This is a genomic window from Nonomuraea zeae (assembly GCF_005889725.1).
In the GTDB taxonomy this organism is placed as follows: domain Bacteria; phylum Actinomycetota; class Actinomycetes; order Streptosporangiales; family Streptosporangiaceae; genus Nonomuraea; species Nonomuraea zeae.
In genome coordinates, this window is sequence record NZ_VCKX01000132.1 from 19,136 (window position 1) to 32,397 (window position 13,262).

The 13,262-nt window shown below is 70.0% G+C and carries 16 protein-coding genes and 1 tRNA gene; 11 read left to right on the forward strand and 6 right to left on the reverse strand.

All coding sequences use genetic code 11. The features are described from left to right. The first annotated feature begins 36 nt into the window (after positions 1-36). Positions 37-963, forward strand: coding sequence for an alpha/beta fold hydrolase (locus tag ETD85_RS34305; protein ID WP_240779614.1), 927 nt, complete (start codon positions 37-39; stop codon positions 961-963). Positions 964-1,001: 38 nt separating this feature from the next. On the opposite strand, the gene ETD85_RS34310 is transcribed toward ETD85_RS34305, so the two are convergent. Then, a tRNA-Gln gene (locus ETD85_RS34310) sits at positions 1,002-1,073 on the reverse strand. Positions 1,074-1,238: 165 nt separating this feature from the next. Between ETD85_RS34310 and ETD85_RS34315 the strand changes: the two genes are divergently transcribed. Then, a complete protein-coding gene (locus ETD85_RS34315; RefSeq protein WP_138693974.1) occupies positions 1,239-3,206 on the forward strand; it encodes a M3 family metallopeptidase in 1,968 nt (655 codons plus the stop codon). Between the two features lie 146 nt (positions 3,207-3,352). On the opposite strand, the gene ETD85_RS34320 is transcribed toward ETD85_RS34315, so the two are convergent. Further along, positions 3,353-3,898 carry a PadR family transcriptional regulator gene (locus ETD85_RS34320; RefSeq protein WP_138693975.1) on the reverse strand — a complete coding sequence of 182 codons (546 nt, stop codon included), beginning with the start codon at positions 3,896-3,898 and terminating at the stop codon, positions 3,353-3,355. Between the two features lie 57 nt (positions 3,899-3,955). On the opposite strand from ETD85_RS34320, the gene ETD85_RS34325 reads away from it, so the two are divergent. Further along, positions 3,956-5,203: an MATE family efflux transporter gene (locus ETD85_RS34325; protein WP_170246986.1), complete on the forward strand. Its 1,248-nt coding sequence runs from the start codon at positions 3,956-3,958 to the stop codon at positions 5,201-5,203. Here ETD85_RS34325 and gltX read toward each other — a convergent pair. Continuing rightward, complete coding sequence (gene gltX / locus ETD85_RS34330; protein ID WP_138693977.1) at positions 5,097-6,470, reverse strand: glutamate--tRNA ligase; 1,374 nt, start codon at positions 6,468-6,470, stop codon at positions 5,097-5,099. The genes ETD85_RS34325 and gltX overlap by 107 nt on opposite strands. Next, on the reverse strand, positions 6,463-7,239 hold the full coding sequence (locus ETD85_RS34335; RefSeq protein WP_138693978.1) for a fumarylacetoacetate hydrolase family protein: 777 nt from the start codon (positions 7,237-7,239) through the stop codon (positions 6,463-6,465). Before ETD85_RS34335 ends, gltX begins: the two co-directional genes overlap by 8 nt. A gap of 161 nt (positions 7,240-7,400) precedes the next feature. Between ETD85_RS34335 and ETD85_RS34340 the strand changes: the two genes are divergently transcribed. The 7 genes from ETD85_RS34340 to ETD85_RS34370 are packed head-to-tail and all read left to right on the forward strand — an operon-like array spanning position 7,401 to position 10,536. After that, positions 7,401-7,922, forward strand: a complete 522-nt coding sequence (locus ETD85_RS34340) for an Asp23/Gls24 family envelope stress response protein (RefSeq protein ID WP_138693979.1) — start codon at positions 7,401-7,403, stop codon at positions 7,920-7,922. Then, positions 7,919-8,272, forward strand: coding sequence for an Asp23/Gls24 family envelope stress response protein (locus tag ETD85_RS34345; protein ID WP_206058945.1), 354 nt, complete (start codon positions 7,919-7,921; stop codon positions 8,270-8,272). The genes ETD85_RS34340 and ETD85_RS34345 overlap by 4 nt, the downstream gene beginning before the upstream one ends. 8 nt (positions 8,273-8,280) lie before the next feature. Beyond that, positions 8,281-8,469 (forward strand): DUF2273 domain-containing protein, encoded by a 189-nt coding sequence (locus ETD85_RS34350; RefSeq protein ID WP_138693980.1) that lies wholly within the window; start codon positions 8,281-8,283, stop codon positions 8,467-8,469. Beyond that, a complete protein-coding gene (locus ETD85_RS34355; RefSeq protein WP_138693981.1) occupies positions 8,466-8,888 on the forward strand; it encodes an Asp23/Gls24 family envelope stress response protein in 423 nt (140 codons plus the stop codon). Before ETD85_RS34350 ends, ETD85_RS34355 begins: the two co-directional genes overlap by 4 nt. Beyond that, on the forward strand, positions 8,885-9,550 hold the full coding sequence (locus tag ETD85_RS34360; protein ID WP_138693982.1) for a DUF6286 domain-containing protein: 666 nt from the start codon (positions 8,885-8,887) through the stop codon (positions 9,548-9,550). The genes ETD85_RS34355 and ETD85_RS34360 overlap by 4 nt, the downstream gene beginning before the upstream one ends. Beyond that, positions 9,547-10,134 carry an Asp23/Gls24 family envelope stress response protein gene (locus ETD85_RS34365; RefSeq protein ID WP_138693983.1) on the forward strand — a complete coding sequence of 196 codons (588 nt, stop codon included), beginning with the start codon at positions 9,547-9,549 and terminating at the stop codon, positions 10,132-10,134. Before ETD85_RS34360 ends, ETD85_RS34365 begins: the two co-directional genes overlap by 4 nt. Before the next feature lie 27 nt (positions 10,135-10,161). Beyond that, entirely contained in the window at positions 10,162-10,536 is a 375-nt protein-coding gene (locus ETD85_RS34370) for an antibiotic biosynthesis monooxygenase family protein (RefSeq protein WP_138693984.1), read from the forward strand. Between the two features lie 64 nt (positions 10,537-10,600). Here the strand turns inward: ETD85_RS34370 and ETD85_RS34375 are convergent, their stop codons facing one another. Then, positions 10,601-11,197, reverse strand: coding sequence for an HD domain-containing protein (locus tag ETD85_RS34375; RefSeq protein ID WP_138693985.1), 597 nt, complete (start codon positions 11,195-11,197; stop codon positions 10,601-10,603). Between the two features lie 150 nt (positions 11,198-11,347). On the opposite strand from ETD85_RS34375, the gene ETD85_RS34380 reads away from it, so the two are divergent. Continuing rightward, positions 11,348-12,976: a heparinase II/III family protein gene (locus tag ETD85_RS34380; protein WP_240779615.1), complete on the forward strand. Its 1,629-nt coding sequence runs from the start codon at positions 11,348-11,350 to the stop codon at positions 12,974-12,976. Positions 12,977-13,099: 123 nt separating this feature from the next. Here the strand turns inward: ETD85_RS34380 and ETD85_RS67615 are convergent, their stop codons facing one another. Beyond that, the gene (locus ETD85_RS67615; RefSeq protein ID WP_420847267.1) at positions 13,100-13,258 is read right to left on the reverse strand and encodes a GNAT family N-acetyltransferase; all 159 of its coding nucleotides are present in this window, start codon (positions 13,256-13,258) and stop codon (positions 13,100-13,102) included. Positions 13,259-13,262: the final 4 nt, after the last annotated feature.

Below are 13,262 nucleotides of genomic sequence, written 5' to 3' on the forward strand. Positions count from 1 at the left end.
ATGTGGCGGGGCTCTGAGCTGGGCGAGCATCGGGGTATGACCGAAACGACCAGGAGAACGATGTTCCAGCTCGCCGCCGTGGCCGGCGCCGGCGCCGGCACGGCCTCGACCACCGGCAAGCCCAAGAAGGTGACCACCTACGTCTTCGTGACCGGCTCGAACGGCGTGGCCGCCGGCGATCCGGGCCTGACCCTGCGCGGCCACCGCACCCTGGGCGTGGAGCTCCCGGGGCACGGCCCCGCCGCGCAGTTCCACCACGCCTACCAGGCCCCCCAGGACCTGGCGAAGCTGGCCACGATCCCGTCGGCGGTGGCCGGGGTGACGCTGGACGACTACGTCGAGGCCACGGTGGACGTCGTCCGCAAGGTCTCCGGGTACGGCCCGGTGATCCTGGTGGGCGGCAGCCTGGGCGGCGCGGCGATCACGAAGGCGGCCGACGAGGTGCCCGACCTGATCGACCGGCTGGTGTACGACACGGCGTTCTGCTGCACGAAGCTGCGCTCCCCGGCCGACTACCTTCAGACGCCCGAAGGACGCGAGAGCCTCGCGCCGGGCCTGGTGGAGGGCGTCATCGCCGACCCGGCGGTGATCGGGGCGATGCGGATCAACTGGCGGACCAACGACAGGAAGTTCCTGTCGGCGGCCAAGGCGGCGTTCATGGCGGAGGCGGGCGAGGGCGAGTTCCTGGCCATGCTCAACGGGCTCCTGCCGGACGAGAGCATGCAGGTGTCGGGCGCCGACGCGCGCGGGCGCAAGGAGGCGTGGGGGCGGGTGCCACGGGTGTACATCAGGCATGCGCGCGACCGGGCGATCCCGCTCGCGCTGCAGGACCGGATGATCAGGGACGCGGACGAGACCACCCCGGGCAACCGCTTCACGGTGTTCACGGTGGATTCGCCGCACGCGCCGACAATCAAGGCGTACGCCCAGATCAGGGACATCCTTCACGGGCTCGCACAATAAAACAACGGACGTCTCTCGATGGAGACATCCGTTAAATGCTGGGGTACCAGGACTCGAACCTAGACTAACTGAACCAGAATCAGTCGTGCTGCCAATTACACCATACCCCATCGCTGCGAACCCCTTGAGGTGCGCGTTGGCGACGTCCGAAAGAATAGCCCAGCTCGGGGGGTAAGACCAAAACGTTTGGCAGACCGGGTCCCCGGCCGCCCACAGCACGGGCCCGGCCGTGCCAAGCTGAGGGGGACAAAACACCACGTGGAGGAGCCCGAGCGTTGGCCGAGAATCCGTTCTTCGCCCCTAGCAATCTGCCGTACCAGTTGCCGCCGTTCGCGGACGTACGCGAGGAGCACTACCTGCCCGCGTTCGAGCGCGGCATGGCCGAGCAACTGGCCGAGGTCGACGCGATCGCGGGCAGCACAGAGCCGCCGACCTTCGACAACACGATCGCCGCACTCGAGCGATCGGGACAGATCCTCGACCGGACGGCCACGGTCTTCTTCAGCGTCGCCGCGTCCAACTCCACCGACGGCATCATGGAGATCGAGAAGCAGATCTCTCCCGAGCTGACCAGGCACAGCGACGCGATCCGGCTCAACAGGGCGCTGTGGGCGCGGATCAAGCAGATCACCACGGCGGACGCCGAGGAGTCCTGGCTGCTGGAGAAATACCGCGACGACTTCATCAGGGCGGGCGCCGACCTGTCGGAGCCGGACCAGGGCCGGCTGCGCGAGCTCAACGAGGAGCTGTCCAAGCTCTCGACGGAGTTCGCCCAGAGCCTGCTGAAGGCCTCGACCGAGTCCGCCCTGGTGGTCGAGGACCCCAAGGAGCTCGACGGCTTCGACGAGGCCAAGGTCGAGTCGCTGCGCAAGGACGGCAAATACGTCCTGCCGCTGCTGAACTTCACCGCCCAGCCCGGCCTGGCCCAGCTCACCGACCGCGACGTGCGGCGCAGGCTCTACGAGCTGAGCGTCGGCCGGGCACCGGGCAACTTCCAGCTGGCCGCCAGGATGGCGGCGCTGCGGGCCGAGCGGGCGGCGCTGCTCGGGTTCCCCAGCCACGCCGCCTACTCGGTGGCCGACCAGACCGCCAAGACCGTGGAGGCGGTCGAGGAGATGCTCGGCCAGCTCGTCGGCCCGGCCGTGCGCAACGCGGGCAAGGAGGCCGAGGCGCTGGCGGAGCAGGCCGGGTTCGAGATCGAGCCGTGGGACTGGTCCTACTACTCGGAGAAGGTGCGCCAGGCCCGCTACGAGTTCGACGGCGCCGCGATGCGGCCCTACTTCGAGCTCAACCGCGTCTACCGGGACGGCGTGTTCTTCGCGGCGACCAAGCTGTACGGCGTGACCTTCACCGAGCGGCCCGACCTGGGTGGATATCACCCTGACGTGACGGTGTTCGAGGTGTTCAACGAGGACGGGAGCCGGCTCGGGCTGTTCGTGCTCGACCCGTACGCGCGGGAGACCAAGCGCGGCGGCGCGTGGATGAACAACCTGGTCGACCAGTCGTTCCTGTTCGGCCAGCTCCCCGTGGTGATGAACAACCTCAACGTCACCAAGCCCGCCTCGGGCCCGACGCTGCTGACGTACGACGAGGTGAACACGGCCTTCCACGAGTTCGGGCACGCGCTGCACGGCCTGTTCTCGCAGGTGCGCTTCCCGCGGGTGTCGGGCACCAGCGTGCCGCGTGACTTCGTCGAATACCCGTCGCAGGTCAACGAGATGTGGGCGACCTGGCCCGAGGTGCTGGCCAACTACGCCAAGCACCACGAGACGGGCGAGCCGATGCCGGTCGAGCTGGTGGAGAAGCTGACGGCGTCGGAGAAGTTCAACCAGGGCTTCAAGACCGTCGAATATCTGTCCGCCACGCTGCTCGACTGGGCCTGGCACAAGCTCGCGCCCGGGGAGACGGTGGCCGACGCCGAGGCGTTCGAGTCGGCGGCCCTGGAAGCCGCCCAGATCGCCGTCCCGCAGGTCAGGCCGCGCTACCGGACCAACTACTTCGCGCACATCTTCGCGGGCGGCTACAGCGCCGGCTACTACTCCTACATCTGGAGCGAGGTGCTCGACGCGGAGAGCGTGGAGTGGTTCAAGGAGAACGGCGGCCTCACCAGGGCCAACGGCGACCACTTCCGCCAGGAGCTGCTCTCGCGCGGCGGGAGCCTCGACCCGCTGACCGCGTTCCGCAACTTCCGCGGGCGCGAGCCCAGCATCCAGCCGCTGCTCACCCGCCGCGGCCTCGACTGATCCGGCGCGGAGGCGCCCGCGGCTGAACCGCCGCGCGAACCGTGCCGTGGCTGACCCAGGTCAGCGACGCCGCGCGGCCCGGGCCGTGGCTGATCCAGGTCAGCCACGGCCCGGGCCGATCCGTTCCACCTGGAAACTTCGCGGAGCTATCGCGGCCGCTCCAGCTCCTCGATCCGCCCGCGCAGCCATTCGCGCTCGGCCTGGCTCGACGCGCGGGCGATCAGCAGCATGCCCCGGCGGTAGGGGTCGGGCTCGTCCTTGGCCCTGACCGGCTTGCCGCCCTCGTAGAAGAAGCTCGCGGGAGCCTCCAGGAAGGCCAGCCGGCGGGCGAGCACCTTCGCCTGGTCGGCGGGGTCGGGCAGCGCCGACAGGAACGTCAGGAGCGCGAAGAACCTCGTCTGGTCGCTGACGTCCAGATCCGCGGGCTCGCGCAGCCGCCGGAGCAGCTCCTCCCGCCCCGACTCGGTGATCGTCAGCACCAGGCGGCGCGCGGCGGCCGCCCCCGCCTCCTCATGCCGCTCGACCAGCCCTTTCGCCTCAAGTCTGGAGATGGCGGGATAGAGCGCGCCGTCGCTCACCGGCCGGAGGTGGCCGGTGAGCGCGGTCAGGCGCGACTTGAGCTCGTAGCCGTGCATCGGCCGCTCGTTCAGAAATCCCAGGATGGTGAGGCTCAGGTCACCGCCGCTTGCCATGGGATGCATCGTAACGCTATACCTCTAAACGTTGTATATCGAAACGAGGTAATAGCGATGCTCCGGTTGGCGCTGCCCATCTACGTGGAACTGCTCACCGCCGTGGTCGCGGTCGGCGTGATCGACCTGTTCTGGGTCTCCGGGCTCGGCGCGGCGGCGATCGCGGCGGTCACGGTGGGCACCACGGCCGAATACCTGGCCTACGGCCTGTTCCTGGCGGTCCCCACGGGGATCACCGTGCTGATCGGGCGACGTGACGGCACCGCGCCGCTGGCCCCCGTGATCAGGACGGGCTGGGCGCTGTGGGCGGCGTTCTCGCTCGCCATCGCCGTGCCCGGCGTGCTGCTGCGCGAGCCGCTGGCGGCCCTGTTCACCGACTCCCCCGCGCTGACCGCGGACTTCTTCCTGATCTCGCTCGCGGGCCTGCCGGTCTTCTTCGCCCAGACGGTCGTGGACGGCATCCTGAAGGGCCTGGGGAACACCACGACGCCCATGCGCAACGCGCTCATCTGCAACGGCCTGGTGATCGCTCTCGACCCGCTGTTCATCTACGGCCTCGATCTGGGCGTCCAGGGCGCCGCGCTGGCCACGGTGCTGGCGCGGCTGATCACGCTGCTGATCGCCCTGCTGTCCGTCGTCCGGCTCCGCTCCCCCGGCCGGGGACTGGTCGCGGGCACGGTGATCCGGACAGGGCTCCCGATGTCCGGAGATTTCCTGGCACGTTCGCTGGTGGGCATGGCCCTGGTGGAGATCGTGGCCGGGTTCGGGACGGCGGAGGTGGCCGGCTACGGGATCGGGCAGAAGATCATGCTGGCCGGCGTCATGGTCTTCTACGCGCTGCGGCAGGCGGCGATGATCCGTACCGCCCGCTCGGAGAGCGCCGGGTCGCCGCTCTGGCTCGGGCTCGGGTCAGGCGCGGTGGTGGCGATCGTGCTCAACGTGGCCGCGACGCCCGTCGCCGGGTTGTTCACCGCCGATCCCGAGGTGGCGGTGGGATTCCTGCGGTGGATGACGTTGTATCTGGTGCCGTTCGGCGGGCTGATCGCCGTGGGCGGCGTGCTCCAGGCAAGCGGAAGGGGCAGCCGCCTGCTCGCCGCCACGCTGGCGGGCTTCGCCGTGCAACTGCCCCTCGCCTATCTGCTGAGCTCGTGGCTCGGTGTCACCGGGGTGTGGCTGTCGATGGCCGCGGGAGCCTCGATCAGCCTCGCAGGCGCGCTAGCGCGGCGCGCAGACGCTCCTGGGTCCGCTCGCGACCGAGCACCTCGATCGACTCGAACAGCGGCAGACCCACCGTCCGGCCGGTGACCGCCACGCGCACGGGGGCCTGGGCCTTGCCGAGCTTGAGTCCGTGAGCCGTGCCGACCTCCTCCAGCGCCTGCTTTAGCGACTCGGGGTCCCAGCTCACCGACTCCAGGCGGTCGAGATAGCCGGTGAGGATCTCCTCGGCGGAGCTCTTCATCGCCTTGTCCCACGACACCTGGTCGAAGACCGGCTCTTCGAGGAAGAGGAAGTCGACGTTCTGCCGGATCTCGGACAGCACCGCGATGCGGGTCTGGGCCAGCGACGCGACCTTGCTGAACAGCTCGCGGTCCCAGGCCGGGTCGAGGTAGGGCGCGCAGCGCTCCTCGAACGTCTCCAGCGGCAGGGCCCGGATGTACTCGCCGTTGAACGCGCGCAGCTTCTTCTCGTCGAAGAAGGCGTTGGACGGGTTGACGTCCTCCAGCCTGAACAGCGGGACCATCTCCGACCACGGCATGATCTCGCGGTCCTCGCCCGGGCCCCAGCCGAGCAGCATGAGGTAGTTGACCATCGCCTCGGGGAGGTAGCCCTCCTCGCGGTAGTCCTCCAGCGCCACCTTGTCGCGGCGCTTGGAGAGCTTCTTCCGCTGCTCGTTGACGATCACCGGCAGGTGCGCCCAGACCGGCGGCCGCGCGCCCAGCGCGGGCCAGAGCAGCTCCTGGCGGACGGCGTTGGGCAGGTGCTCCTCGCCGCGGGCCACGTGGGTGACGCCCTGCGTGATGTCGTCGACGGCGTTGGCCAGCACGTAGAGGGGCGAGCCGTCGCTGCGCGCGATGACGAAGTCCTCTTGCGCGTTGTTGGGGAACTCCACCCGGCCCCGGATCACGTCGTCGACCACCGTGACGCCCTCGTCGGGCGTGCGGAAGCGGACCGCGCCCGCGCTGAGCCCGCGCTCGCGGCAGTGGCCGTCGTAGCCCTTGTCCTTCGAGCCGGTGCGCTCCTGGACCTGCTCGCGCGTGCAGTCGCAGTAGTAGGCCTTGCCGTCGGCCAGCAGCTTGGCCACGGCCTCGCGGTGCTGCGGCTCGTAGGCCGACTGGAAGTAGGGGCCCTCGAAGACCGCGTTGGTGCCGTTGATGCCGATCCAGTCGAGCGCCGAGATGATGCCCTCGGTCCACTCCGGGCGGTTGCGCGTGGCGTCGGTGTCCTCGATGCGCAGGATGAACCGCCCGCCGGACTGCTCGGCGACAGCCCAGTTGAACAGCGCCGCGCGGGCGCTGCCCACGTGGAACATGCCGGTAGGAGACGGCGCGAACCGCACCCGTACGTCAGTCACGGGAGACCACCTTGTTCGTGAGTGTGCCGATGCCTTCGATGCCGACGCTGACCTCGTCGCCGATCTCCAGCGGGCCGACGCCCGCCGGGGTGCCGGTCAGGATGACGTCGCCGGGGATCAGCGTCATGACGGCGCTGACGTAGGCCACCAGCGCGGGGATGTCGTTGATGAGCTGGCTGGTGCGCCCGCTCTGGCGGATCTCGCCGTTGACCGTGGTCGTGAGCGCCAGGTCGCCGGCGTCGAGGTCGGTCTGGATCCACGGCCCGAGCGGGCAGAACGTGTCGAACCCCTTGGCCCGGGTGAACTGCACGTCCTTCTTCTGCAGGTCGCGCGCGGTGACGTCGTTGGCGCAGGTGTAGCCGAAGATGACGTCCTTGACCCGCTCGACCGGCACCTCGCGGCACAGCCGGCCGATCACCACGGCCAGCTCGCCTTCGTAGTCGACGCGGTCGGACAGCGTCGTGGGGTAGGCGATGTGCTCGCGGTGACCGATCACCGTGGTGGACGGCTTCATGAAGATGAGCGGCTCCTCGGGCACCTCGTTGCCCATCTCAGCCGCGTGCTCGGCGTAGTTTCTGCCGATGGCGACCACCTTGCTCGGCAGCATCGGGGCCAGCAGCTTCACTTGGGACAGCGGGAACCGCTCGCCGGTGAACTGCACCTGGCCGAACGGATGGCCGGAGATGCCGGAGATGAACTCCTCACCCGGACCGCCCTCGACCACGCCGAACGACACGCCTTCGCCTGTGGAGAACCTCGCTATACGCACCTGACAAGGCTATCGCCGCCGCCGGAGGGGTCGGCCACCCACTCGCCGCCGGCCATGGACGGGTCATGAATGAGCCTAAAGTCCGTTTTGTTGCGCATTAGGGGCGTTACAGGGGTTAGGTCTGCTTCTTAGTGAAGAGACGCAGAGGGGGGTGACGGATCATGTCGGACACGATGTCCAACCAGCCCACCGTGCCTGGTCAGACCGGGACCGTACCGCGGGCCAGGACGCAGGACAGTGGCTCGGCGACCTCGCTGGTCACCGACAGGGGGACCACGAGCATCGACGACTCGGTCGTCGCCAAGATCGCCGGGCTCGCGGCCAGCGAGGTGTCCGGTGTCTACGCCATGGGCGGAGGCGCGGCGCGGGCGCTCGGCAGCGTACGCGGCATGGTCGGCGGTGAGCGGAATCTCACGCAGGGCGTGTCCGTGGAGGTCGGTGAGCGGCAGTCCGCCGTCGATCTCGACCTGGTGGCCGAGTACGGCACCGCGATCCCCGACCTGGCGGCGGCCGTCCGCAGGAACGTGATCGAGGCGGTCGAGCGGATGTGCGGGCTCGAAGTGACCGAGGTCAACATCCGGGTCGACGACGTGCATCTGCCCGACCAGGCCAGGGAGCGAACCGGCGACGGGGACCGTGGTCAGGACGGGCACAGGATGGACGAGGAGCCCAGGGTCCGATGATCGGGGAGCCGGGCACCGCCACGTCCGAGGCGCAGGCGATCGCCGACCGGGTGCTGGCCTGCGCCGGGGTGGCCGGGCTGTCCGGCGGCCGCTTCGGGACGGTGGCCACCTATCTCCCGGGCGAGCGGCTCCTGGGCGTCTCGGTGAGCGGCGCGGCGATAGAGATCGCCATCGTCGCCACGCTGGACCGGCCGCTGCCGGAGACCGCCGCCGAGGTACGGCGAACCGTGCTGGGCCTGGCCGGGGACCGCCGGGTCGACGTGCGCATCGACGACATCCGCATCGAGGACGCGCCGGCGGGTCAGGCCCGCTCCGGCGACGACCGCCTCGACAAGAGCGACGAGAGCTAGGAGAGGCCATGAACAACATCCACTGGATGCCGGTCATCGGCATGGCGGCCGGCACCATCCTCGGGCTGGCGGGGGCGTTCGGCGGGCTGGGCGCGTTCCTGCTCGTCCTCGTGCTGGGCGCCGTCGGCCTCCTGGTCGGGCGGATCGCCGAGACCGGCGAGGTGAACCTGTCCGGCCTGACCGTGAGGCGCAAATGACCGCCGTCGGCTCCGAACGCGCGGCAGGCGCGGCGACGGTGCCCGGCCAGCGTCGCCCGCCGCAGGAGCGCGGGCGTACCGAGGTCTCCGACCGGGCGGTCGTGAAGATCGCGCACTGCGCCGCCAGGGAGGTCCCTGAGGTGACCGACGTGCGTCTCGGCGGGCCGCCGTGGTCGCACTCGTCCGGCGCCCAGGTCCACGGCGACCAGGCCACGGTCAAGCTGAACGTGAGCCTCGTCTACCCGTCGCCGGTGCACGCCGTGGCCGCGCGCCTCAGGGAGCACGTGATCCGCCGCGTCTACTACCAGACCGGGTTGACCGTCACCCGCCTGGACCTGGCCATCACCGACCTGGACAGCGGCCCGCGCACCGGCATGGCAGCGGCTCTGGACGGCGAGCGGGACGGTGATCTGCCATGACGGCCGAAGAGCGGTTCGGGCAGCCCGAAGTGTGCGAGGTTCCCGGCGGCGGCGGGGGCGGCGCGTACCGGGCGAGCGCCGGGCCGCCGCACGACAGATCCGCAGATCGGGCCGCCGACCGGGCGGCCATGCGGGCCTTCCGGCCGCAGCGCCGGATTCCGGCCATCGTGGTGGCCCTGCTGCTGGCGCTCCTGAGCCTGCTCGTCGCGGCCGAGACGATCTCGGCGCTGCTCGGGCGGCCGCTGCGCTGGATCCCGTACGACAGGATGCTCGGCTGGGCGGCCTCCACGCTGTGGTCGAACCCGCTGTTCCTGCTCGGCTCGGCGATCGTGACGCTGATCGGGCTGGCCCTCCTGCTCACCGCTCTGGTGCCGGGACGGCCGAGCATGGTGCCCGTGCGCAGCGGCGACCCCGATGTGATCATCGGCCTGCGCCCCAAGAGCGTCACCAGGGCGCTGGAGCACGCCGCCGAGCAGGTGCCCGGCGTGCGCTCGGCCCGCGCGCGGATGCACGGTCACACGGTGGCCGTCACCTCCGCCGGCTTCGGGCCGGACGGGGAGCGCTACGGCGAGGCGGTACGCGGCGCCGTGCTCAGCAGGCTGGCAGCGCTCGACCTCGTGGAGCCGTACCGGGTGGACGTGAACGTCAAGGAGCACAGGTGAACAGGAAGACCGGGCGGGGCAACCGATGGGGGCTGGCACTGGTCGGCCTGGCGCTGATGATCCTCGGCGGCGCCTCGCTGGCCAGAGGGCTGGGCGCGTTCTCGCAGAACTGGGCCGCGGCGCGCACCACGATCGTGGACGCCAACGTCGTGGGGTTCTTCGCCCGTACGAGCCCCTGGATCTGGTGGGCCCTGGCCCTCGTGTCCGTCGTCGTCGCGCTGCTGGCGCTGCGCTGGCTGCTCGTGCAGGGCCGCAGGGAGACGCACGGCCCGCTGCGCCTGGAGAGCGCGCCGACCGGCGTCACGGAGGTGTCGGCGGGCGGGATGGCGAACGCCGTCGCCGCCGACGTCGAGTCGAGCCCGGCCGTGCTGAGCGCCGACGCCGACATGGTGGGCGGTCGCGGGCGTCCGGAGGTGCGGTTGCGCCTGGTCGCCGACGAGTCCGTCCCGATGAGCGAGCTGAGCAGGCACCTGTCCGCGGTGACGCTGCCGCACATGCGCGACGCGCTGGACCGGGATCATGTGCCGGCGGTGGCCCGCGTTAGCCTGGAGCCCTCGACCGCGCCGCATCGTGTGGTGCGCTGAGGCGTTCGTCCGTGAGAGGGGTCCCTGTTGTCCGTCGTGAAGATCAACGTGCTGACCGTGCCCGCCGACATGCGCGAGGAGCTCGAACGGCGCTTCGCCAAGCGGGCGGGGATGGTGGACTCGGCCGACGGGTTCGAGTGGTTCGAGCTGCTGCGGCCGGTGGACGGCACCGAGCGCTACCTCGTCTACACCCGCTGGCGCAGCGAGGAGGACTTCCAGAACTGGCAGCAGAGCCAGGCGTTCCAGCGCGGGCACGCCCAGGCGGCCCAGGACGCCCAGGGACAGGGCCACGGGCACGGGCAGGGGCCCGCGCAGGGGCACGGGCACGGCCAGGGACCCGCGGCGACCGGCTCGGAGGTGTGGTCCTTCGAGGTCGCGGAGAGCGCGGGCCCCGCGTCCTAGCCGCCGGGAGCGCGACGTCCTGACGGCTTCACCCGCCGCGCCCTGACGGTCCTGATCGTCCGGGCTAGGCGTCCAGCGGGTTGCGGGCGATGCGGTCCGCGATCCCGGCGCGGACGAACTGCCCGGCGAAGCTCGACGGCTTGCGCGCGCCCTGCTCCGAGATGCACACGCCGAACTCCTTGGCGATCTCCAGCCGGGGGTAGCGCTCCAGGACCTCCTTGCGCACCCCCTCCGGGATCTCGTCGGTACGCCGGCCCGAGATGTCCATGCCGGTCGAGAGCTCGAGCAGGTGCCCTTCCGGGTCCTCCGTCGCCGGCACCTCCTCCCACATGTGCCGGATGATCACCTCGCAGGCGCGCAGCCTGCGCTCCGGCGACCAGCCGGCCCCCGCGCAGAAGACCCAGGCCACGTGCCCGCCGGCCTCCTCGAACGGCACCGTGTGGCTGTCGAACTCGGCCACCAGCCCGATGTCGTGCAGCATGGCCGACACGTAAAGCAGCTCGGCGTCGAACGCGATGCCGTTGTCCTGCGCGTAGGCCGCCGCCCACAGGTAGGCGCGGATCGAGTGGTTGAGCAGCGAGGGTGAGTGGTAGCGGGTCGCCACTTCGAGCGCGCCCCGGCAGGCGGGTGTGTCAGGGATCACCAGGTCGTCGAATTTCACGTACATAAGCATGTCTCGAACGTAGGGCCCCCGCCATCCCGGGTGCCGGCGACGCATCGGGCGGCTAACGAATCCGGCACGCGGCTTGACCAGTTGATCGCTATTCGGAAAGCATGTCCCGCCCTCACTTTTTGTCCGGAAGGAACTGGCGTGCGCCGGCTCGCGATACCTCTTGCCCTCACGCTCGCACTCGGCGGGTTCGTGAGCCCCGCGCAGGCAGACAAGGTCACCCGCACCGCGGAGTGCCAAGGCGACTGGCTGCCCGGCACGCCGACGGCCGACGACGTCATGCGCGGCGAGATCTCCCTGGTCGGGCTGCCGGCGTACACGCTGGGCAAGAAGATCAACTGGGGTGCGAGCCCGTACAAGAACAGGTCGTGGGAGTTCGTCTTCCAGTCGCTGCGCTGGATGGGCACGCTGGTCGTCCAGTACGAGAACAGCGGCGAGCAGCGCTACCTGGATCGCGCCACCGAGATCGCCAAGGACTGGGTGGCCAGCAACAAGCGCGGAGCCGGCGGGACCAAGTCGTACGTGTGGAAGGACCACCCGGTCTCGCTGCGCACGCAGCCGCTGCTGTGCCTGAGTATGCACGTCAAGGACGCCTGGCTGAAGGACAGCCTGGCCGACCACGCCAAGCTCCTGTCGGACTCGCGGCTCTACAAGAAGGGCCACAACCACGGCATCGACCAGGACATCGCGCTCATGGGCATCGGCTGCAGGTACGGCCGCAAGGACTGGTCCGACCTGGCCTCCAGGCGCCTCACCGGCACGGTCAAGCTCGACGTCGACTCCCAGGGCGCGCTCATGGAGCAGGCGCCCAGGTACGCGGTCTACGTGTACGGCCGGCTGCAGGTGGCCATCACCAACATGAAGGCGTGCGGCAGGAAGGTGCCCGGCGACATCGCCAAGCGCGCCGAGGCCCTGAAGGACTTCATCGCCCACTCCACCATGCCGAACGGCTTCATGGTGCCCATCGGCGACGGCAGCGCCGAGACCGAGCCCAAGATGGAGACGGGGACGCCGAAGCAGGAGGTCAAGGCGTACCGGGCCGGGTACGTCTTCGGGCGCACGGCCTGGGGCAAGCCGGACTCCGCGTACTACTCGATCAGGTACGGGCCGGGGATGAAGTTCCACGGCCACGAGGACCACCTGGGCGTCACCTACTACGCGCAGGGCCGCGACATCCTGGTGGACGGCGGGTTCCACTCCTACGAGAAGAGCTCCTACCGGTACTGGACGCTCTCCCCCGAGGCGCACAACGTGCCGACGGTGGTGGGGGCCCGGTTCCGGCCGAAGACGGCCAGCAAGCTCGTCAAGTCCGACTACGGCAAGGACCGGCAGGCGTTCAAGGTGACCGACAAGGCGTATGGCGTGAGCCGGACCAGGTCGGTGCTGGTGAACCACGGCGAGGACCTGATGGCGGTGCTGGACACGGCCTCCGGCGGCAAGAAGGTCAAGAACGTGTGGCGCTTCGACCCGTCGCTCAAGGTGCTCTCCGACAGTGGCGGCAAGGTGGTGCTGGGCGACGGCAAGTTCAAGGTCACCATGGTGCAGCTGTCGTCGTGCGACCGGATCGGCGGGCAGAAGGTGGAGCGCGGCGGGAAGCTGGGCTGGGTGTCGCCGACGTACCTGTCCAAGAAGCCGACGAACGTGGTCGTCTCGCCGGCGGCCAAGTCGCTGCTGACGGTGATCGTGCCGGGGACGGACTCGCCGAAGGTGTCGTGCTCGGGGGGCAAGGTCACGGTCGAGGGCGTCTCCTTCTCCGCCGACCTGTTCTGAGACGTACGCGCCGTGCGGGCCTCCGCCGTGGAGGTTCGCACGCCCTGTCTGGTCGGCCTTGCTCAGGTTGGCCTTGTTTCAAGTGAGCCCTGCTCAGATGGGCCTTGCTCAGGCGGGCCTTGCTCAGGTGGCCACGTGTGAGGCCAGCAACCGCCGACGCCGGTAGCCGATCCGCTCGTACACCCCGATCGCCACCGGATTGTCGTCGTCCACCATCAGCGCCGCCCGCCCGTACGCCGCCACCAGTTCCTCCGACACCCACCGGCACACCCGCTCGGCCAGCCCC